Source organism: Streptomyces sp. AMJ-169 (genome assembly GCF_055597585.1).
Window position 1 is genome coordinate 1 of record NZ_JBVLTJ010000006.1, and the last position, 20590, is coordinate 20590.

Here is a 20590-nt window from a genome sequence, read left to right on the forward strand (position 1 = left end):
TCCGGGCTTCCCTTCGTTCTTGCGTTTCCGACTCTATCAGATCTTTTTCCGATCCGATTTCCTCGGTGCCGTTCCGCCGGAGCGGATTGGCATGTCTCAGGGCTTTCTCGCTTTCGCTCGTCGGCCTTTCGACATTCACTACGTTAGCGGATTCTCCCGGCGACTCATAATCGGGTCTCTGCGAGTTCGAATTCGGGCATGCGGACATGCCGATTTCGCTCCCGCCGAGGGAGATCGTAAGTAGTGGTTTGGCCGCTTCCGGTTTGCTGGCGAATGCCATACCCGGCTCAGCGGCTCGGACTACGTTACGCAGCTCCCCCGGACGAGTCAACTTCGGCGGCGGCGGGGGGCATGGGCCCGATAGGGGCTCACCGTCGGGTCGTCCGTGATCCAGAAGCGCCAGGGGTGGACCGCGCCGTCCCCGGAGACCCCGGTCCGCGGACCGCTGCTGACCTGGGTCGACGGGGTCGTCGTACCCATGAGGACGCGGAGTGGGGTGGGGTTCGGGGTGCAGGCGTCGGTGCCGTCCAGGGATCTGTCGACGTCCAGGGCCGTCGCCAGGCGGGCCGGGCCTTTGGCCAGTTCTTTGTCATTGCGGGCCGAGAGTCGACGTTTGCGGGCCAGTTCGGCGCCCTCGACGATCTCGCCGGCGCGCAGGAGGACGGCGCTCGCGTCGCCCTCGGGGCCGCAGACGAGGTTCATGCAGTGCCACATGCCGTAGGTGAAGTAGACGTACACATGGCCGGGTTCGCCGAACATCACCGCGTTGCGGGGGGTGCGGCCGCGGAAGGCGTGGGAACCCGGGTCGTTCTCGCCGTCGTAGGCCTCCACCTCTGTGATGCGCAGGGTGATCGGGCCGTCCGGGGTCGTGCGGACCAGGAGGCGGCCCAGGAGGTCGGGGGCGACCTCCAGTACGGGGCGGTCGAAGAAGGGCCTGGGGACGGGCGTACGGTCGGGGGTCGCGATCATGGCCGTCGAGCGTAGTGCAGGGGCGGGGACGCGGAACCGGTCGTGGCCTGAACGCGTTTGAGGGGGCAAGGGCCTGATGGTCGTCAACGAGGGAGAGTCATGGCGTTCAAGAAGCTGCTCGCGAGTCTGGGGGCCGGCGGGGCTTCGGTCGAGACGGTGTTGACGGAGGTCAATGTCGTTCCGGGCGGGGTCGTGCAGGGTGAGGTGCGGATTCTGGGCGGGTCCGTGAACCAGAGCATCGAGGGGCTGTCCGTCGGGTTGCAGGCCCAGGTCGAGGTCGAGGGGCAGGACGCGGAGTACAAGCAGAACGTCGAGTTCACGAAGGTCAGCCTGGGCGGGGCCTTCGAGTTGCAGGCCGGGGCGGTGCACGCGGTGCCGTTCGGGCTCGATATCCCCTGGGAGACGCCGGTCACCTCGATCGGCGGCCAGCCGCTGCGCGGGATGCACATCGGGGTGACGACGGAGCTGGCGATCGCGCGGGCGGTGGACTCCAGTGACCTGGACCCGATCAACGTGCATCCGCTGCCGGCGCAGCAGGCGATCCTGGACGCGTTCGGGCAGCTGGGCTTCCGGTTCAAGAGCGCCGACATGGAGAAGGGGCACATCCGGGGGACGCGGCAGCAGCTGCCGTTCTACCAGGAGCTGGAGTTCTACCCGCCGCAGCAGTATCACGGGCTGAACCAGGTGGAGTTGAGCTTCGTCGCGGACGGCTACGGCATGGACGTCGTCCTGGAGATGGACAAGAAGCCGGGCCTGTTCAGCGAGGGCAGCGACACGTTCCGCTCCTTCCAGATGGGGCTGCACGACTTCCACGCGACCGACTGGGCGGCATATCTCAACCAGTGGCTGTCCGAGGTCGGCAGCAGGCGCAGCTGGTTCTAGGCTCTGCCTTCTCAAGTGTCTGCCGATTCAGGAGGTACCGAGGTGTCCGAGCTCAAGCGGCGGCCTCTCCCCCATGACTTCCATCCGCCCGTGCCGGCGTTCTCGGTGACGAGTGATGACGTCAAGGAAGGCGGGGTGCTCAAGGGGGCGCAGGTCTATGCCGAGGGGAACACCTCGCCGCAGCTGCGGTGGGAGGGGTTTCCGGCGGGGACGAAGAGTTTCGCCGTCACGTGCTACGACCCGGACGCGCCGACGGGGAGCGGGTTTTGGCACTGGGTGCTGTTCGACATCCCGGCGTCGGTGACCGAGCTGCCGGCCGGGGCCGGGACCGGTGATTTCGCGGGGCTGCCCGCGGGTGCCGTGCAGGCGCGCAACGACTACGGGTCGCAGGACTTCGGCGGGGCCGCGCCGCCGCCCGGGGACGGGCCGCACCGGTATGTCTTCACGGTGTACGCGGTCGACAAGGAGTCGCTGGGGCTCGACTCCGGTGCGACGCCCGCTTATGTCGGGTTCAATCTGCGTTTCCACGCGATCGCGCGGGCGCAGCTGGTCGGTGAGTACGAGGTGCCGGCGTAAGCCAAGGGTTCATTCGACGTTTGCCCGTCTCTGGTCTTGGAAGTGATCAGGGGCGGGCATTTTTTATTGCGTTGTCCATCTCGGCGTGCCCGTCCAGAGTTGATCCACGCCCGCCGGGTAGCGGGCAGGTGCGCACGGGAGGTGGGCTGGATGCGGGACACGCTGGTGCTGAACGCGAGCTTCGAGCCGCTGTCTACGGTGACGTTGAACCGGGCCGTCGTCCTGGTTCTCCAGGACAAGGCGGTCGTCGAGCAGGCCCATCCCGAGCTGCGGATGCGGGGTGCCGATGTGGACATACCCGCGCCCCGGGTGATCCGGCTGTGCCGGTACGTCCGGGTGCCGTTCCGAAGACGAGCGCCGTGGTCGCGGCGGGGGGTGCTGGTGCGGGACCGGCACCGGTGCGCGTACTGCGGGCGGCGGGCGACGACGGTCGACCATGTGGTGCCCCGGTCGCACGGGGGTCAGGACACCTGGCTGAACACGGTGGCCTCGTGCGCGGAGGACAACCACCGCAAGGCGGACCGGACTCCGGAGCAGGCGGGGATGCCATTGCTGAAGGTGCCGTTCGAGCCGAGTCCGGCGGACGCGATGCTGCTGGCGCTGGGGGCGGAGGACTTCGAGGCGCTGCCGGACTGGCTGTCCCGGGACGCCGCCTGACACAGACTGACGGCGCTGACCTCTCAGGAGGTCAGCGCCGTCGTCGTATCCGCAAGGCGCTCAGTCGAGTTGGGGCTTCTCGCGGCGTTCCGGCTGCTTCTCCAGGCTGCTCTTTCCGTCGCCGCCGTTGCCGCCGCCGTTGCCTCCGTTGCCGCCGCCCATGAAGCCGCCGCCGAAGTTGCCCATCGCGCCGGAGAGGCCCTTCAGGGCGTCGCCGATCTCGCTGGGGACGATCCAGAGCTTGTTGGCGTCGCCCTCGGCGATCTTGGGGAGCATCTGGAGGTACTGGTAGCTGAGGAGCTTCTGGTCGGGGTCGCCGGCGTGGATGGCCTCGAAGACCGTGCGGACCGCCTGGGCCTCGCCCTCCGCCTTCAGGGCCGCCGCCTTGGCCTCACCTTCGGCGCGCAGGATCTGGGACTGCTTCTCACCCTCGGCGGTCAGGATCGCCGCCTGCCGGGTGCCTTCGGCGGTGAGGATCGCCGCGCGCTTGTCACGGTCGGCGCGCATCTGCTTCTCCATCGAGTCCTGGATGGAGGTCGGCGGCTCGATCGCCTTCAGCTCGACGCGGTTGACGCGGATGCCCCACTTGCCGGTGGCCTCGTCGAGGACGCCGCGCAGGGCCGCGTTGATCTCCTCGCGGGAGGTAAGGGTCCGCTCCAGGTCCATGCCGCCGATGATGTTGCGGAGCGTGGTGACGGTGAGCTGCTCGATGGCCTGGATGTAGGAGGCCACCTCGTACGTCGCCGCGCGGGCGTCGGTCACCTGGTAGTAGATGACGGTGTCGATGTTGACGACCAGGTTGTCCTGGGTGATCACCGGCTGCGGCGGGAAGGGGACGACCTGTTCACGCAGGTCGATGCGGTTGCGGATGGTGTCGATGAACGGGACGACGATGTTGAGGCCCGCGTTGAGTGTGCGCGTGTAGCGGCCGAAGCGCTCGACGATCGACGCGCTCGCCTGTGGGATGACCTGGATGGTCTTGATCAGGGCGATGAAGACCAACACCACCAGAATGATCAGGACGATGATGACCGGTTCCATCGTGTTCCCCGTACCCTTCTCCGCCTCGGCAATTCGGGACGATCCTCTGGCTGCCGATCTGCTGTGACGATCTTATGGCCATAGAAGATCTTGCTGGTCGAGTCTGTCAGACCCGCACACAACTCGCAGCTTGTTCGGCTCAGTTGGACACAGTGGGACGGACGGTCACAGGACGATCGCCGTAGCTCCCTCGATGTCCACGACATCCACCTCCTGGCCGGGTTCGTAGGCGCGGTCGTTGTCGAGGGCGCGGGCGGACCAGATCTCCCCGGCGAGTTTGATCCGGCCGCCGGAGCGGTCGACGCGTTCCAGGACGACGGCTTGTCTGCCTTTGAGCGCGTCGATGCCGGTGGCGATCCCGGGCCGCCCCTTGGCGTGCCGGTTGGCGATGGGGCGGACGACGGCGATGAGGGCCACCGAGACGACGACGAAGACGAGGACCTGGACGACGGCTCCGAAGCCGAGTCCTGAGGCGACGGCGGCGGCGACCGCGCCGACCGCGAACATGCCGAACTCGGGCATCGCCGTCATCACCAGGGGGATTCCGAGCGCTGCCGCGCCGACGAGCCACCACACCCACGCGTCGATGTTCACATGGTCATGGTAGGTCCGGGGGGCCTGCCTCGGACAGGGCGCGAAGGGGCCTCAGGAGAGCGGGAGTCCCTGGGCGGTCCAGCGGTCGCCGACCTGTTCGACGACGAGGGGGAGGCCGAAGCAGTGGGAGAGGTTGCGGGAGGTGAGCTCCAGCTCGATGGGTCCGGCGGCGAGGACCTTGCCCTGGCGGATCATGAGGACGTGGGTGAAGCCGGGGGCGATCTCCTCGACATGGTGGGTGACCATGATCATGGAGGGCGCGATGGGGTCGCGGGCGAGCCGGCCGAGGCGGCGTACGAGGTCCTCGCGGCCGCCGAGGTCGAGGCCCGCGGCGGGTTCGTCGAGGAGGAGGAGCTCGGGGTCGGTCATGAGGGCGCGGGCGATGAGGGTGCGCTTGCGCTCGCCCTCGGAGAGGGTGCCGAAGCGGCGCTCCAGGTAGTCGCTCATGCCGAGGCGGTCGAGGAAGGCGCGGGCGCGCAGTTCGTCGATGTCCTCGTACTCCTCCTGCCAGCCGGCGGTCATGCCGTAGGCGGCGGTGAGGACGGTCTCCAGGACGGTCTGGCGCTTGGGGAGCTTGTCGGACATGGCGACGCCGGCGACGCCGATGCGGGGGCGCAGTTCGAAGACGTCGGTGCCGGGCCTGCCGAGGGTCTCGCCGAGGATGGCGGCCGTGCCGGTGCTGGGGTAGAGGTAGCTGGAGGCGAGGTTGAGGAGCGTGGTCTTGCCGGCGCCGTTCGGGCCGAGGATGACCCAGCGCTCGCCTTCCTTGACCGACCAGGAGACCTGGTCCACCAGCGACCGGCCCTCGCGGACCACCGATACGTCCTGAAGCTCCAGAACATCGCTCATGAGCGCGTTGTCTCCCCTTGCTGTGTGGCCGGTCTCGGTCGTCGCGGGTGCCTGTGGCACGGCGGCGGCCACGCGCGGGTGGGCGCGGCCCCCTATCGGGAAAATCTACGCCACCGGCCGGGCGGCCCGTTCCATCGGTCCGGTCCTTAGGCTGGGGGCATGCTTTTCGAACCGCGCTCTGGTCGCCTCGCCGCTTGGGGAAATGCCCTGTTGGCCGGACTTGTCTCGCCGGACGACGCCGTCCTCGCCGTTGTCGGGGAGGACGCCGTGCACCGGGTGGTGGGGCTGCCCGGGGAGGGCGGCCCGGTCGGACTCACCCTGGCGCTGGGGAGGTTGAGGTCGCTCGGGGTGTCCGGGCTGCGGGTGGCGCTGCCGGCGCCGGGGCATCCGCTGGGGCTGAGCGGGCCGCCGGAGTTCAACGCGGCGGCGCTGGAGGCTCAGGAGGCGGTGGTCTGTCACGGGGCCGCGCTGGGTCTCGTGCCCTCGGTGTCCGAGGCGGGGCCCGCCGGTGATGTGCACGTGGAGGTGGTCTGGCGCTGTCTGCCGGTGCGGGAGGCTCCCCCGGCCGATGTGCCGTCACTGGGCGAGGCGGAGCGGGAGTTGGCGGAGGCGCTGCGGGAGGCGACGGCGGTGCTGTCGCGGCTGGACGTCGCCGGGTCCGGGCCGGTGGCGGAGGCGGCGATCGACGCGTACCGCGCGCGGGCCGAGCGGGGCAGGGAGTTGCTGGCGCCGGGGTATCCGCCGCGGGCGGTGCGGGTGCTGGAACTGGCGCAGCGGGTGGGGCTGTTGGTGTCGCTCGCGGTGGAGAACGGGCACGGGGGCGCGGTGAGCGCTTCGGAGATCGCGGCGCGGGGGGAGGCGCTGCGTCCGGTGGAGCGGACGGCCCGGCGGGCGCTGGTGGCGGCGTACAACGCGTATGTGGAGGGGGTGGAGCGGGGGGTGCGGTGAAGTCGGTTGTGCGGGGCGGGGGTTGGGGCTGCCGAGGGGCTGCGGCTGCTGCCGGGCTTCGGCTCGGCTTCGGTGAACGCGGAAGGGGCTGGGCTTCGACAGTGAAGCCCAGCCCCCTCAGATGACGTTCAGCCGATGGGTCAGCTGTTGACGCCGTTGTTGCCGAAGGCCGGGTTCAGCAGGCCGATGACGTTGATGGAGTCGCCGACGACGTTGACCGGGACGTGCACCGGGACCTGGATGGTGTTACCGGAGACGGCGCCCGGGGACTTGACGGCCGCACCCTCGGCACCGGACGAGGCCATGGCGGCGCCGGCAGAGGCACCGGCGGCGATACCGGCGACGGTGACGGCTACGGCGGCCTTCTTGGCGATGTTCATGAGAAGCGTTCCTCCTGCGTGATACGTAAACCGACCCGGCCGCGGGTCGTGCGCTGATCAACGCGGGAGCGGTCATGAACGGTACGGGAGCCGGTCGCGATTGCGCCCGTTCGGATCATTGGAGCGACGGAATGATGAACGGACCCGACTCTCGTACGAACCGTCCGGATACCGCGGTTCCCCCGGTATCGCGGCAGGTCAGCGGTTGACGCCGAGGTTGCCGAAGGCCGGGTTGAGCAGGCCGATGACGTTGACGCTGTTGCCGACGGCGTTGACGGGGACGTGCACCGGGACCTGGATGGTGTTGCCGGAGACGACGCCCGGGGAGTCGTGGGCCTCGCCGAGGGCGAGGGCGCCGGGGCCGTCGTGGGCGGCGGCCAGGCCCGCGCCGGCGGCCAGGGCGGCGCCGGCCACCATCGTCACGGCCGCCGCCTTCTTCAGCTTGTTCACTTCTGCTGCCTTCCTTCATGGTTCGCCACGGCGGTCACCGTGGGTACGCATGAAGAACGGCGGGGGCGCGGGAAGGGTGCGCCGTGTGGGTGACATTCCCACGACAGTATGAATCTCGGACTGGAACTGATCCCTCCGCTTGTCCGCTCTTCCTATCCCTGGCCAGCGCTTTTCACCCCGCGACCCCGTGCCGCACGGCCCACAGCGCGGCCTGGGTGCGGTCCGCCAGGTCGAGCTTCATGAGGATGTTCGAGACGTGGGTCTTGACCGTCTTCTCGGAGAGGACCAGCGCGCGGGCGATCTCCCGGTTGGAGCGGCCGTCCGCTATCAGCCCGAGGACCTCGCGCTCCCGCTCGGTGAGCGAACCGCCCCTGCCCTGGCCGCCGCCCGACTCGTCCTGGGCGAGCAGCGCGCCGGCCACCTCGGGCTGGAGCAGGATGTGCCCGGCGTGCACGGACCGGATGGCGCCGGCGAGGGCGTCGGGGTCGATGTCCTTGTAGACGTAACCGGCGGCGCCCGCGCGCAGGGCGGGTACGACGGTGCGCTGCTCGGTGAAGCTCGTGACGATCAGCACGCGCGCGGGGTTGGCGAGTTCGCGGAGCTTGCGCAGGGCCTCGACGCCGTCCATGCCGGGCATCTTGACGTCCATGAGGACGACGTCCGGGCGCAGCTCCTCCGCGCGGGCGACTCCTTCGGCGCCGTCGGCGGCCTCGCCGACGACCTCGATGTCGTCCTGCACTTCCAGGAACGTGCGCAGCCCCCGGCGGACGACCTGGTGGTCGTCGACGAGCAGCACCTTGATCGGGTCAGCCACCGGGGACCTCCATCTCGACGACGGTGCCCTTGCCGGGCGCCGATTGCACGGTGAGGACGCCGCCGACGCCGCTGGCGCGGTCCCGCATGGAGACCAGGCCGAGGTGGCGGCCCGCGCGGCGTATGGCGTCGGGGTCGAAGCCGGCGCCGTCGTCGGTGACCTTGAGGACGGCTCCGGGGCCGCGCCGCTCCAGGGTGACCTCGACCCGGCCCGCTCCGGAGTGGCGCAGCGCGTTGTGCAGGGCTTCCTGCGCGACGCGCAGCAGGGCTTCCTCCTGGGCGGCGGGGAGGGCGCGCACGCCGTGGGCGGTGAACGTCACGTGCGCGGAGTGGGCGCGGTCGAGGACGTGGGTCTGGGTGCGCAGGGTGGCGACGAGGCCGTCCTCGTCGAGGGCGGCGGGGCGCAGTTCGACGACGGCGGCGCGCAGTTCGTCGGCGGCCTCGGCGGCGAGGGCGGCGACCTGGTGGAGTTCGCCCTTCGCGCGGGAGGGGTCGCGGTCGACGAGGGCGGCGGCGGCCTGGGCGGTCAGGCGCAGGGAGAACAGCTTCTGGCTGACGGCGTCGTGCAGTTCGTGCGCCAGCCGGGAGCGTTCCTCGGCGATGGTGAGTTCGCGGCTGCGTTCGTAGAGGCGGGCGTTGGTGAGGGCGATCGCCGCGTGCTGGGCGAGGATCGCGAGGAGGTCCTCGTCGTCCTGGGTGAAGCCGCAGTGCCCTTCCGGCTTGCCGGGGCCGTCCTTGTCGGCCAGGAACAGCGCGCCCATGATCTCGTCGCCGTCGCGGATGGGCAGGCCCAGGAAGTCGGACATGTCGGGGTGGGCGTCGGGCCAGCCCTCGAAGCGGGGGTCCTTGCGGACGTCGCCCAGGCGCTGGGGGCGCGCCTCGTGGAGCATCGCCGCCAGGATGCCGTGCTGCCGGGGCAGGGGGCCGATGGCTTTCCATTCCTCGTCGCTGACGCCGTCGACGACGAACTGGGCGAAGCCTCCGTGGTCGTCGGGCACGCCGAGGGCGGCGTAGCGCGCGCCGAGCAGTTCGCGGGCGGAGGCGACGATCGTCTTGAGGACGTCGCGGACCTCCATCTGCCTGCTCATCGCGAGCAGCGCCGCGCTGACGGCGGCGAGCCCGGACCCTGGACCTCGGTTCATGTCCTCACGGTACCGGCGGGGTGTGACAGTCCGTATCCGACCACTGGTGGCCCGGCGCTCGGGCGGTGGGCCTAGGTCCCCGGGCCCTGTGGCCTAGGCCGTGGGGCCCGGGTTCGCGGGCGTACGCCGAAGGGACCCGGGGTTCCCGGCCCCGCGCCCGAGGTGGGCGGGGCGGGTGCGTTCCTACGGTGGGGGCGAGCGCCGGGGAGCGGCGCCGGACGAGGGGACGGATCATGCCGGTCGGGATCATCACGGGGGCCTCGAAGGGGCTCGGGCGTGCGCTCGCCGAGGCGCTGGCGGCGCGGGGGTGGGATCTGGTGCTGGACGCGCGCACGCCCGAGGTGCTCGCGGAGAGCGCGGCGGCGGTCGGGGCGCACGGGACGCGGGTGGAGGCGCTGCCGGGCGATGTCACGGACCCCGGGCACCGGGCGCGGCTGGTGGCCGCCGCGCGGACGCTGGGCGGCTGCGATCTGGTCGTGAGCAGCGCGAGCGCGCTGGGCGCCGAGCCGCTGGTCCCCCTGGCCGGGCTGCCGCTGGAGGGGCTGCGGCGGGCGCTGGAGGTGAACGTGGTGGCCGCGCTGGGCCTGGTCCAGGAGGCGCTGCCGCTGCTGCGGGCCTCCGGCGCGGGCGCGGTGCTCGCGGTGTCCTCGGACGCGGCGGCCGAGGCGTACCCGGCCTGGGGCGGCTACGGCGCCTCCAAGGCGGCCCTGGACCAGCTGGCGGCCGTCCTCGCGGTGGAGGAGCCGTCGCTGCGGGTGTGGGCGGTGGACCCCGGGGACATGGCGACGGACCTGTACGCCGCCGCCGTCCCGGACGACGACGCGCCCCGTCCTGCGCCGGACGCGGTGGTGCCGGCGTTCCTGCGGCTGATCGAGGAGCGGCCGGCGAGCGGGCGGTACGGGGCGCCGGGGCTGCTGGTGGAGGAGGGGCGGCGATGAGAGGGGGTACGGGGATTCCGGGTGCGCCCCCTTCTGATCGGCTCACGCGTTCTGATCGGCCCGCGCGTGCGCGCGTGGAGGTCCCCGAAGAGCTGTCCGCGCGGGTGCCGGTCGAGCGCCGGGGCCGGGGGCTGCGCCGGGACGACGTACGGCTGCTGGTGTCGCGGGGGACGGACGTCGCGCATCACCGGTTCCGGGAGCTGCCCTGTCTGCTGCGGCCCGGGGATCTGCTGGTCGTCAACACGTCGCCGACGCTGGCCGCCGCCGTGAACGGGAAGGTGGGGCACGCGCGCGTGGTGGTGCACTTCTCCACGCGCGGGGACGACGGGCGGTGGGCGGTGGAGCTGCGGGAGCCGGACGGGCGGGGCACTACGCGCGCGTGGGGGCGCGGTGCGCTGGCCGCCGGGACGGAGGTGCGGCTTCCCGGGGAGGCGCGGCTGGTGCTGGACGGCGGGATCGGCGAGCGGCTGCGGTGGGCGCGGCCGGTGGAAGGGGACGTCCTTGGGGTGCTGCGGGAGTACGGGCGGCCCATTCGGTACTCCTATACGGAGTGCGATCAGCCGCTGTCCGCTTATCAGACCGTGTTCGCGCTGCCGTCCGGGGACGGTGCGGGGAGCGCGGAGATGCCGAGCGCCGCGCGGCCGTTCACGGGGCGGGTGGTGGCGGAGCTGGTCAGCCGTGGGGTGCGGTTCGCGCCGGTGACGCTGCATACGGGGGTGGCGTCGGCGGAGGCGCACGAGCCGCCGTACCCGGAGCGGTTCTCGGTGCCGGAGTCGTCCGCGCGGCTGGTGAACGCGGTGCGGGCCGGGGACGGGCGGGTCGTCGCCGTGGGGACGACGGCCGTGCGGGCGCTGGAGTCGGCCTGTGGGGACGACGGGGTGGTGCGGGGCGCCCAGGGGTGGACGGAGCTGGTGGTGACGCCCGAGCGGGGCGTGCGGGCCGTGGACGGGCTGCTGACGGGGCTGCACGAGCCTGAGGCGTCGCATCTGCTGATGCTGGAGGCGGTGGCGGGGCGGGCGGCCGTGGAGCGGGGGTACGCGGCGGCGGTGGCCGGGCGGTATCTGTGGCACGAGTTCGGGGACGTGCATCTGCTGATGCCCGCCGAAGCGTGACGGTGAGGGTTGCTCCAGCAACGATCGGTGACATCGGGCCGGTCGGCGTGTGAGCCCGAGCATAGGGCGCAGATCACCTACGAGGGTGAATAGGAGGTGAACTCGGGCGGCGTGAGCGGGACAGACTGTGCAGTCTGTCCCGTTTTGCCGTTCCTGGGTCTCCTACCGGGGATCGTAGGTCACACCTTTGCCTGGCCTTTTTGCTGCCGCTAAGAATGGCTCTCGTCGCTCAGCGCCCCGGGTTCCCCCGGCGGCGTTCGTACCGCGAGGCCGGTCCCCACCGCTCGCGCCCAGCACTCAAGCGTCCGCCGTCGGACATCCGAGCGACCTCCGCGCTATTCGAAGAGGTCAATCCGCCATGCCCAAGAACACGCACAAGATCGCGATAGCCGGTGCCGGCGCCCTCGGTGCCGCCGCCCTCGCCTTCTCGGTCGTGCCGGCCGACGCGCAGACCACCACCCGCGAAGCCGCCGCCCCCGCCCAGGTCGCCTACAGCTCCGAGCAGCTGAAGGACGTCAAGGCGAGCGTCACCGACCAGCTCGCCGGGGCCAGCGCGAAGATCCAGGCGATCGACGCGAAGAAGCAGGCCGCCGACAAGAAGGCAGCCGACCTGAAGAAGGCCGCGGACGCCCAGAAGGCCGCCGCCGCGAACGCCGCCGCCGCGAAGAAGGCCGCCGCGAGCCGCGCCGCCGAGCAGACCGCGAGCCGCTCCTCGCAGCGCACCGAGATCAAGCAGATCGCCGCCAAGACGTACTCGGACAACCTGGACGGCTGGATCCGCGAGGCCCTGGACATCATGTCCCGCAAGGGCATCCCGGGCTCCTACAACGGCCTGTACCGCAACATCATCCGCGAGTCCTCCGGCAACCCCTGGGCGATCAACAACTGGGACAGCAACGCCGCCATGGGCATCCCGTCCAAGGGCCTGCTCCAGGTGATCCAGCCGACGTTCAACGCGTACCACGTCTCCGGTACCTCGTCGAACATCTACGACCCGGTCGCCAACATCACCGCCGCCGCCAACTACGCGGCCAACCGGTACGGCTCGATCGACAACGTCAACAGCGCGTACTGATCGCCGGTGACCGTTGCTGATCGACGGCAGCACTAGGCGCACGTAAGCGACAAAAACGCTCAAGGGCGGCCCCTGTTCGATCAGGGGCCGCCCTTCGGCGTCGTACCGGCACGCTGCTACTTGCGCATGACCTCCGGCTCGTGGCGGCGCAGGAAGCGGGAGACGAAGAAGCCGCACAGGACGCCCAGGGCGATGAGGGCGATCATGTCCAGGCTCCAGGCGCCGGCCGTGTGGTCCCACAGGGGGTCGGTGGAGCCGCCGTCGGAGGGCGGGCTGACCTTGTTGAAGTCCAGCGTGGCGCCCGCGGCGGCGACGGCCCAGCGCGACGGCATCAGGTACGAGAACTCGTTGACGCCGACCGAGCCGTGCAGGGTGAAGAGGCAGCCGGTGAAGACGACCTGGATGATCGCGAACATCACCAGCAGCGGCATGGTCTTCTCGGCGGTCTTCACCAGCGCGGAGATGATCAGGCCGAACATCATCGACGTGAAGCCCAGCGCCATGATCGGCAGCGACAGCTCGACCAGCACCGCGCCGCCCAGGACGAGCCCCTCGGACGGCAGCTCACGGCTGGCGAAGCCGATGACGCCGACCAGCAGCCCTTGCAGGACGGTGATCAGGCCGAGCACGAACACCTTCGACATCAGGTACGCCGAGCGCGACAGCCCGGTCGCGCGCTCGCGCTCGTAGATGACGCGTTCCTTGATCAGCTCACGGACCGAGTTGGCCGCGCCCGCGAAGCAGGCGCCGACGGCGAGGATGAGCAGGACGGTCGTCGCGGTGCCGTTGGGGATGATCGTGCCGTTGGCGCGCGGCGGGTTCGGCAGCAGCCCCTTGTCGGAGTCGATCAGCAGGCTGACCGCGCCGAGGACGGCCGGGAGGATCACCATCAGGGCGAGGAAGCCCTTGTCGGAGATGATCACCGAGGTGTAGCGCCGCACCAGCGTGGTGAACTGCCCGAACCAGCCCTGCGGCTTCGGCGGCTTCATCGCCTGCATCGGCGGGACCTGTACGGCCTGCGGGGCGACGGCGTCGAGGTCGGCGGCGTACATCTGGTAGTGCTGCGAGCCCTTCCAGCGGCCCGCCCAGTCGTAGTCGCGGTAGTTCTCGAAGGCCGAGAAGACGTCGGCCCAGGTGTCGTAGCCGAAGAAGTTCAGCGCCTCCTCGGGCGGGCCGAAGTAGGCGACCGAGCCGCCCGGGGCCATCACCAGCAGCTTGTCGCACAGGGCGAGTTCGGCGACGGAGTGGGTGACGACGAGGACCGTGCGGCCGTCGTCGGCCAGGCCCCGCAGCAGCTGCATCACGTCGCGGTCCATGCCCGGGTCGAGGCCCGAGGTCGGCTCGTCCAGGAAGATCAGCGACGGCTTGGTCAGCAGTTCCAGGGCGACCGAGACGCGCTTGCGCTGGCCGCCGGACAGGGACGTGACCTTCTTGTCCTTGTGGATGTCGAGCTTCAGCTCGCGCAGCACCTCGTCGATGCGAGACTCGCGCTCGGCGGCCGTGGTGTCGGCCGGGAAGCGCAGCTTGGCCGCGTACTTGAGGGCCTTCTTGACGGTCAGTTCCTTGTGCAGGATGTCGTCCTGCGGGACCAGGCCGATGCGCTGACGCAGCTCCGCGAACTGCTTGTAGAGGTTCCTGTTGTCGTACAGGACCTCGCCCTGGTCCGCCGGGCGGTAGCCGGTCAGCGCCTTGAGCAGCGTCGACTTGCCCGACCCGGACGGGCCGATGACCGCGATCAGGGACTTCTCCGGGACGCCGAAGGAGACGTCCTTCAGGATCTGCTTGCCGCCGTCGACCGTGACGGTCAGGTGGCGGGCGGAGAAGGAGATCTCGCCGGTGTCGACGAACTCCTCGAGCTGGTTGCCGACGATCCGGAACGTCGAGTGGCCGACGCCGACGACGTCCGCCGGGCCGAGCAGCCGCGTGCCGCCCTTGGGTATCGGCTGGCCGTTGACGTACGTGCCGTTGTGCGAGCCGAGGTCGCGGATCTCCATGCGGCCGTCGGGGGTCGCGTGGAACTCGGCGTGGTTGCGGGAGACCTGGAGGTCGGAGACGACCAGCTCGTTCTCCAGCGCGCGGCCGATGCGCATGACGCGGCCGAGGGAGAAGTGGTGGAAGGTGGTGGGGCTGCGGTCGCCGTGCACCGGCGGCGCCCCCGCGCCGACGCCGGGGGTCTGGGGCGGGATGTGGGCGGCGTACGGCTGTTGCGGTGCGGGCTGCTGGTATTGAGGGGCGGCGTACGGCTGTTGCTGGGGTGCGGCCTGCTGAGGTGTCGCTTGTTGGGGTGTCGCTTGTTGGGGTGTCACGGCCAGTTGGGGCGCCGTCAGGTCCAGGCGCGGGCCGTCGGTCGCGTTGCCGAGGTGGATCGCCGTGCCGGGGGCGAGTTCCAGTTGCTGGACGCGGCGGCCGTGGGCGTACATGCCGTTGGTGCTGCCGTGGTCCTCGATGATCCAGCCGCGGCCGTCGAAACTGACCGTGGCGTGCCGCCAGGAGACCCTGGCGTCGTCGAACACGACGTCCCCCTGCGGGTCGCGGCCGAGCGTGTAGGACCTGGACGGATCAAGTGTCCAGGTGCGTCCGTTGGTTTGCAGTACGAGTTCAGGCACTCCATGCCCCACTGAGTTGTCCCCCGAAATTGCCCCTCGACAGAGGGAGTCTAGGGATGTCGAACATCGGGGGGAACTATTTCAGGAGCGGCCCTCTGACCGAAAGTCGAGCCGACTGGCGGACGGTCGGAGGTTTACCGGGGGCGCGGGTGGGGTCGGCCGGGGTTGTTCAGGGCTTGGTCGGGGGTTGTTCGGGGGTTGTGAAGAAGTCCTCCACGCGCCCCCGTGGGCGGCGTTGACGGGGTGGGGGCCGGGCCGGAGAGTGGTGGGCGGGCCGTGCGGTCGGATCGGGGGGTCTGATGAAAGACGTGGGGCGGACGCCGTGGGGTGAGGTGCTGTTGTCCGCGATCGCCGCTGTGAGCTGGGCGTTGATCGGGATGGCGGGTGTCGCGGCGCTGGGGCTGCATCTGCTGGGGGCCGATTCCGCCGGGTCGCTCGGGCCGTTGACGGCGGCTGTGGTGGCGCTCGGGGCGGGTGGGTCGGTCTCGCCCTCGGGTGATGTGTCGGTGTTCGGATTGACGGGGAAGGCGGCGGGCGCGGCCGTCGATATCACGCCACTCGGCGTCAGCCTGGCCGGTGCGCTCCTTTTGTCCTGGTTCTTCTTACGATCCCTGCGCACAAGCGGAGTTGCGCCTTCCGCCGGTGAACTGCTCGCGCGGGCAGGGGTGGTGACCGGGCTGTTCGTGGCGATGACGGGGGGTCTGGTCTGGGCCGGGCACGACGTCGTCACGCTCGACGGGGGTTCGCTGGGCTCCGGAGGGCTGGTGGTTCCGGGGGTCGGGGACGTGGGGGGTCTGCTGCCCGGCCGGCTCGGTGATCTGATCGGGGCGAAGGCGGCCGTGGGGTTCACCGTCGACGCGGGGCCGACGCTGCTCGGGGGGCTGGTCTGGTGCGTGAGTGTGCTGCTCATCGCGCTGCTCGCGTCCCGCCGCACCCCGCTTCCGCCGAGTTGGGGGGTGCTGGATCGCGCGGTGCGGCCGGTCGTCTCGGCCGTCGTCACCGTCCTCCTCGTCGCCGTCGCGGCGGGCTGGGCGGCGGCCGTGTACGCCTCGATCGGTGACGACCGCCCCGGCCGTATCTACGGCGCCGCTCTCCTCGGCGCGCCCAACGGTGCCTGGCTCGGCGTCGCGGTCGGGCTCTTCGTCCCGTACGACGGGAAGGCGAGCGGGATACTCACGCACTTCTTACCGTCTCCGGTCGATCAGTTGCTCGTCTCCGGGCGGCGTGACTCGGTGACGTTGCCTCGGCTGGCCGAACTGGACGGGCGGGTGTGGTTGTTGGGGGTCGCGGCGGTGTTGATGCTGGTGTTCGCGGGGGTGTTGGCGGCGGTTCGGACTCCGGTGCGGGGGCGGGGGGCCGGTTCTTTCGTCTGGGGTTGTGCGGTGTGGTTGGGGGCGGGGGTCGGGGGTGTGTTGCCGGTGGTGGTGGGGGTGGTGGGGGTTTCTGTGGATGCGGGGTTGTCGGTGTTGGGGGTTGATGCGGTGGGGGCTGGGCTGGAGTTGCGGGGGGAGTGGGGGGTTGCGGTGGTGTTGGGGGTGGGGTGGGGGGTGGTGGCTGGGGGGTTGGGGGGGTTGTTGGTTTGGGTGAGTGGGGTTGGGGGGCGGGGGGTTGAGGGGGCTGTGGGGGGTGGGGTTGCTGATGGGTGGGGGCGAAGCGGAGTGGGTTCTGAGGTGGGGGGTGGTGCGGGGAGTGGTGTTGGCGGCGGGTTGGGGGCGGGTGGCGGTGCGGGGGGCCGCGTCGGCGGGGCGGGGGCGAGGCCGGGGTCGAGTGGCGGTGCGGGGTCGGGGTCAGGGTCGGGTTTGAGCGGCAGTGCGGGCTCGGGCGGTGGCGAGGGGGGCCGCGTCGGCGGGGCGGGAGCGGGTGGCGGTGCGGGGTCGGGGTCGAGGTCGGGATCGGGGTCGGGGTCGGGGTCGGGGTCGGGCGATGGTGTGGGTTTCGGGGGTGGGGCGTACGCGGGGGCGGCTGGGCCGTATGCGCCTCGGCCCTCTTATCGGGCGCCTGATCCGGGGACCAATCCGTATCTGCGGGGGCCGGGGTGGGCGGAGGGTGGCGGTGGGGCGCGGGAAACGGAAGGGGAGGGGTGGGGTCGGGGCGGCGGGGGTTTGGAGGGTGTCGACAAGTTGGGGGCGGGGGCGGAGGGGTGGGGGGTTCAGGAAGGGCATGGGGTTCAGGAGGGGGGCGGGGGTCGGGAGGAGGCGGAGCGGCTCGGGGCGTGGGAGGACGAGGAGACCCGGCCTATGGAGGTCAGGCGTGACGGGCGGCGAGTGCCTCCGCGTCCGTCAAGGCCACCTCGTACGTCGGGGCCGCCGCCTCCGCCGGGACCGCCGCCATCTCCGGGGCCTCCGCCTCCGTCAGGGCCGCCACCACCTCCGGAGTCGCCGCCACCTCCGGGGTCGCCGCCGCCTCCGGGGCCGCCACCTCCGGGTCAGCCCCCTAGGCCTAGTCAGCCACCCCGGCCCGGCCAGCCCCCTCGGCCAGGGTCGCCTCCTCCGGGCTAGCCGCTCTTGAGGGGCCGTCGCTGTAGCGGACCGGCCGCCGGACGCCCCGCCTGGCGCCCCTCACCCCCACCTCCCACCTCCCACCTCCCACCTGGCACCTGGCACCTGGCACCTGGCACCTGGCACCTGGCACCTGGCACCTGGCACCTGGCACCTGGCAGAACGGCACAAGCTGTCAGCCGTTCGTCATCTCCCGGACATGTACTGTTCCGTGTCCGCAGGCCGGACCTGACCGGCGGGGGGCGGGGGGTGCCGGATACGGTGGGCGCACCATGAGTGCTACGCAGACCCCGTCCTCGGACCTCCCCACCCTCCTCGTCAAGATCTTCGGCAAGGACCGGCCGGGCATCACGGCCGGCCTCTTCGACACGCTGGCCGCCTACTCCGTCGACGTCGTCGACATCGAGCAGGTCGTCACGCGGGGCCGGATGGTGCTGTGCGCGCTGGTGAGCGAGCCGCCGCGCGGTCTTGAGGGGGAGCTGCGGTCGACCGTCCACAGCTGGGCCGAGTCGATGAAGATGCAGGCCGAGATCATCTCCGGGCTCGGCGACAACCGTCCGCGTGGCATGGGCCGCTCGCTGGTCACGGTGCTCGGGCACCCGCTGACCGCCGAGGCCACGGCCGCGATCGCCGCGCGGATCACGAAGGCCGGCGGCAACATCGACCGTATCTTCCGGCTCGCGAAGTACCCGGTCACGGCGGTGGAGTTCGCGGTGTCCGGCGTCGAGACCGAACCGCTGCGCACCGCGCTGGTCACGGACGCGGCGGCGCTCGGGGTGGACGTCGCGGTCGTCGCGGCGGGGCTGCACCGGCGGGCCCAGCGGCTGATCGTGATGGACGTCGACTCGACGCTGATCCAGGACGAGGTGATCGAACTCTTCGCGGCGCACGCCGGCTGCGAGGCGCAGGTCGCCGAGGTGACGGCGGCGGCGATGCGGGGCGAGCTGGACTTCGAGCAGTCGCTGCACGCGCGGGTCGCGCTGCTGAAGGGGCTCGACGCGGCGGTCGTGGAGGCGGTCCGCGCGGAGGTCCGGCTGACGCCTGGCGCGCGCACGCTGATCCGTACGCTGAAGCGGCTCGGTTTCCAGGTGGGCGTCGTCTCGGGCGGGTTCACGCAGGTCACCGATGACCTCAAGGAGCGGCTCGGGCTGGACTTCGCGCAGGCCAACACGCTGGAGATCGTCGACGGGAAGCTGACCGGGCGGGTCACCGGGGAGATCGTCGACCGCGCGGGCAAGGCCCGGTTGCTGCGCCGGTTCGCGGCCGAGGCGGGGGTGCCGCTGGAGCAGACCGTGGCGATCGGGGACGGCGCGAACGACCTGGACATGCTGAACGCGGCCGGCCTGGGCGTCGCCTTCAACGCCAAGCCGGTGGTCCGCGAGGCCGCGCACACCGCCGTGAACGTCCCCTTCCTCGACACCGTCCTCTACCTGCTGGGCATCACCCGCGAAGAGGTCGAGGCGGCGGACACCCACGACGAGGAGTAGCTGTGGCGTGATGCCGCGTACGACGATGAGGGGCCCGGCGCCGGCTTGTGCGGTGCCGGGCCCTTCGCTCGGTCGGTGTCGCCGGTCGGTATCGCCGGTCACACGTGTCAGCCGTGGCCGTTCGTCACCGGGGTGTTCTCGTTAGGCGTGCGGTGCCCAGAAGGCGACCAGCTTGGCCACGCCGTGCTCCACTGCTTTCCAGGAGCCCTCGAAGGTGAGGACGGCGATGCCGGAGGTGGGGTATCCGCTGCGGTTCATCCGGGCGAGGAGGTCGCCTTCGGCCTCTCCCGCGAGGGCGTCGGCGAGGGCGTGGATCCCGGGGTTGTGGCCGATCAGGATCAGGTCGTGCACATCGTCCGGCGTCTCGTTGAGCACCGCGATCAGCTCGCCCAGGGATGCCTCGTAGACGCGCTCGTCGTAGACGGTCTTCGGCCGTTCCGGGAGTTCCGGCACGGCGAGCTTCCATGTCTCGCGGGTGCGGGTCGCCGTGGAGCACAGGGCGAGGTCGGGGCTGATCCCGCTGCCGGCCAGCCAGCGGCCTGCGGCGGGCGCGTCTTTCCTGCCGCGCTCCGCGAGGGGGCGCTCATGGTCCGACTCGTCGTTCCAGTCGGCCTTCGCGTGACGGAGAAGGACGATCTTGCGAGGTTCTGCGGCGCTCATGACTCCCAGCTTCGCATGAAACAGGCCAGCTGGCGCAGAGAGTTGGGAGGGGGGTGGGGGTGGTGGGGTGGGGGTGGTGTGAGCCGGCGGGTGGGGGTGGGGGGAGGTAGTGGGGCGGGGTGGGGTGGCGCGCTGGGGGCCGGGAGCCAGGGGCTGGGGAACAGGGCAGGGGGCTGGGGGCGGAGGAGTGGCGGGTCAGGGCGGGGTGACGCCGGGGCAAGGGGCTGGGCGGCGGAGTAGCGGGGCGGGGGTGGGGTGGGACGGCGAGTCGGGGTGGGGTGGCGAGCAGGGAGCTGGGGGTCGGAGCGATGGGGCAAGGGACTGGGCATTGGAGCGGCGGATCGGGGAGAGCCAGCAAGCTGAGGTCCGGAGGCCAAAGCCGTGCCGGGCCGGGGCAGGAGGCAAGCGGGCGGCGAGCCGGGAGCGGGGCAGCGAGCCGAGGGGCCAGGGGGCTAGGACAACGAGTCGGGGGCCGGAGTCAGGGTAAGCCGGGCAGCTCGGCAGCTCGGCAGCTCGGCAGCTCGGCAGCTCGGCAGCTCGGCAGCTCGGCAGCAGGGTGCAGCGGCCGGGGACGAGCTGGCAAGCCGGGGTTCGGAGGCCAAGGCCGAGTCGGTGTGGGGTAGGAGGGCAGGGCAGTGAGTCGGGGACCGGGCTGACTGGCGAGTCGGGGCAGCGGGCGGGGCCAGGGGCAGGGGCAGGGCAGCGAGTCCAGGGGAGCAGGGGCCAGGACAACGGGTCGACAGGGGGCGAGCCAGCAAGCCGGGTCCAGAAGCAAGGGCCGAGTCGGGGTGCGGTGGGAGGGCAGTGAGTCGGGGCAACGGGTCAGGACCGGGGACGAGCAGGGCGGCTCAGCGGCTCAGCGGCTCAGCGGCTCAGCGGCTCAGCGGCTCAGCGGCTCAGCGGCTCAGCGGCT

20 protein-coding genes and 1 pseudogene are annotated in these 20590 nt (G+C 71.3%); 9 read left to right on the forward strand and 12 right to left on the reverse strand.

From position 1 onward, the window contains the following. The coding region (locus ACYUD3_RS16020; protein ID WP_470969852.1) for a hypothetical protein at positions 1–280 on the reverse strand (280 nt) is incomplete at its 3' end. A 47-nt stretch (positions 281–327) separates the two neighbouring features. Next, a complete protein-coding gene (locus ACYUD3_RS16025; protein WP_470969855.1) occupies positions 328–969 on the reverse strand; it encodes a DNA-3-methyladenine glycosylase in 642 nt (213 codons plus the stop codon). Positions 970–1068: 99 nt separating this feature from the next. Here ACYUD3_RS16025 and ACYUD3_RS16030 point away from each other — a divergent pair, with 99 nt between their 5' ends. From ACYUD3_RS16030 to ACYUD3_RS16040, 3 genes are all read left to right on the forward strand, one after another. Further along, complete coding sequence (locus tag ACYUD3_RS16030) at positions 1069–1851, forward strand: sporulation protein (RefSeq protein ID WP_470969858.1); 783 nt, start codon at positions 1069–1071, stop codon at positions 1849–1851. 42 nt (positions 1852–1893) lie between these two features. Continuing rightward, positions 1894–2427, forward strand: coding sequence for a YbhB/YbcL family Raf kinase inhibitor-like protein (locus ACYUD3_RS16035; RefSeq protein WP_470969861.1), 534 nt, complete (start codon positions 1894–1896; stop codon positions 2425–2427). A 150-nt stretch (positions 2428–2577) separates the two neighbouring features. Then, complete coding sequence (locus ACYUD3_RS16040) at positions 2578–3084, forward strand: HNH endonuclease (RefSeq protein ID WP_470969864.1); 507 nt, start codon at positions 2578–2580, stop codon at positions 3082–3084. A 60-nt stretch (positions 3085–3144) separates the two neighbouring features. Here the strand turns inward: ACYUD3_RS16040 and ACYUD3_RS16045 are convergent, their stop codons facing one another. The 3 genes from ACYUD3_RS16045 to ACYUD3_RS16055 form a co-directional block, all read right to left on the reverse strand. Then, positions 3145–4125 carry an SPFH domain-containing protein gene (locus ACYUD3_RS16045; protein ID WP_470969867.1) on the reverse strand — a complete coding sequence of 327 codons (981 nt, stop codon included), beginning with the start codon at positions 4123–4125 and terminating at the stop codon, positions 3145–3147. Between the two features lie 165 nt (positions 4126–4290). Further along, positions 4291–4719, reverse strand: a complete 429-nt coding sequence (locus tag ACYUD3_RS16050) for an NfeD family protein (protein WP_470969870.1) — start codon at positions 4717–4719, stop codon at positions 4291–4293. 51 nt (positions 4720–4770) lie between these two features. Further along, a complete protein-coding gene (locus tag ACYUD3_RS16055) occupies positions 4771–5568 on the reverse strand; it encodes an ABC transporter ATP-binding protein (RefSeq protein WP_470969873.1) in 798 nt (265 codons plus the stop codon). Positions 5569–5727: 159 nt separating this feature from the next. Here ACYUD3_RS16055 and ACYUD3_RS16060 point away from each other — a divergent pair, with 159 nt between their 5' ends. Next, positions 5728–6516: a hypothetical protein gene (locus ACYUD3_RS16060; protein WP_470969876.1), complete on the forward strand. Its 789-nt coding sequence runs from the start codon at positions 5728–5730 to the stop codon at positions 6514–6516. A 140-nt stretch (positions 6517–6656) separates the two neighbouring features. On the opposite strand, the gene ACYUD3_RS16065 is transcribed toward ACYUD3_RS16060, so the two are convergent. The 4 genes from ACYUD3_RS16065 to ACYUD3_RS16080 form a co-directional block, all read right to left on the reverse strand. Beyond that, a complete protein-coding gene (locus ACYUD3_RS16065; RefSeq protein WP_470969879.1) occupies positions 6657–6896 on the reverse strand; it encodes a chaplin in 240 nt (79 codons plus the stop codon). Positions 6897–7094: 198 nt separating this feature from the next. Beyond that, positions 7095–7346: a chaplin gene (locus ACYUD3_RS16070; RefSeq protein WP_470969881.1), complete on the reverse strand. Its 252-nt coding sequence runs from the start codon at positions 7344–7346 to the stop codon at positions 7095–7097. Between the two features lie 172 nt (positions 7347–7518). Further along, positions 7519–8160 (reverse strand): response regulator, encoded by a 642-nt coding sequence (locus ACYUD3_RS16075; protein ID WP_470969884.1) that lies wholly within the window; start codon positions 8158–8160, stop codon positions 7519–7521. Further along, a complete protein-coding gene (locus ACYUD3_RS16080; protein ID WP_470969887.1) occupies positions 8153–9301 on the reverse strand; it encodes a GAF domain-containing sensor histidine kinase in 1149 nt (382 codons plus the stop codon). The genes ACYUD3_RS16075 and ACYUD3_RS16080 overlap by 8 nt, the downstream gene beginning before the upstream one ends. 233 nt (positions 9302–9534) lie before the next feature. On the opposite strand from ACYUD3_RS16080, the gene ACYUD3_RS16085 reads away from it, so the two are divergent. From ACYUD3_RS16085 to ACYUD3_RS16095, 3 genes are all read left to right on the forward strand, one after another. Then, on the forward strand, positions 9535–10239 hold the full coding sequence (locus ACYUD3_RS16085) for an SDR family NAD(P)-dependent oxidoreductase (protein ID WP_470969890.1): 705 nt from the start codon (positions 9535–9537) through the stop codon (positions 10237–10239). A gap of 74 nt (positions 10240–10313) precedes the next feature. After that, positions 10314–11351 carry an S-adenosylmethionine:tRNA ribosyltransferase-isomerase gene (locus ACYUD3_RS16090; protein ID WP_470969893.1) on the forward strand — a complete coding sequence of 346 codons (1038 nt, stop codon included), beginning with the start codon at positions 10314–10316 and terminating at the stop codon, positions 11349–11351. Positions 11352–11709: 358 nt separating this feature from the next. Beyond that, on the forward strand, positions 11710–12426 hold the full coding sequence (locus ACYUD3_RS16095) for a transglycosylase SLT domain-containing protein (RefSeq protein ID WP_470969895.1): 717 nt from the start codon (positions 11710–11712) through the stop codon (positions 12424–12426). 116 nt (positions 12427–12542) lie between these two features. Here ACYUD3_RS16095 and ACYUD3_RS16100 read toward each other — a convergent pair whose 3' ends face one another. Continuing rightward, positions 12543–15032 (reverse strand): FHA domain-containing protein, encoded by a 2490-nt coding sequence (locus ACYUD3_RS16100; protein ID WP_470969898.1) that lies wholly within the window; start codon positions 15030–15032, stop codon positions 12543–12545. Positions 15033–15331: 299 nt separating this feature from the next. Between ACYUD3_RS16100 and ACYUD3_RS16105 the strand changes: the two are divergent. Then, positions 15332–16804: pseudogene (locus tag ACYUD3_RS16105) on the forward strand (streptophobe family protein); the annotation flags it as partial. Positions 16805–17276: 472 nt separating this feature from the next. Here the strand turns inward: ACYUD3_RS16105 and ACYUD3_RS16110 are convergent. Further along, positions 17277–17450: a hypothetical protein gene (locus ACYUD3_RS16110; RefSeq protein WP_470970987.1), complete on the reverse strand. Its 174-nt coding sequence runs from the start codon at positions 17448–17450 to the stop codon at positions 17277–17279. A gap of 352 nt (positions 17451–17802) precedes the next feature. Between ACYUD3_RS16110 and serB the strand changes: the two genes are divergently transcribed. Continuing rightward, positions 17803–19017 (forward strand): phosphoserine phosphatase SerB, encoded by a 1215-nt coding sequence (serB, locus tag ACYUD3_RS16115; RefSeq protein ID WP_470969901.1) that lies wholly within the window; start codon positions 17803–17805, stop codon positions 19015–19017. Between the two features lie 141 nt (positions 19018–19158). Here the strand turns inward: serB and ACYUD3_RS16120 are convergent, their stop codons facing one another. After that, the gene (locus tag ACYUD3_RS16120) at positions 19159–19677 is read right to left on the reverse strand and encodes a SixA phosphatase family protein (RefSeq protein WP_470969904.1); all 519 of its coding nucleotides are present in this window, start codon (positions 19675–19677) and stop codon (positions 19159–19161) included. Positions 19678–20590 lie beyond the last annotated feature (913 nt).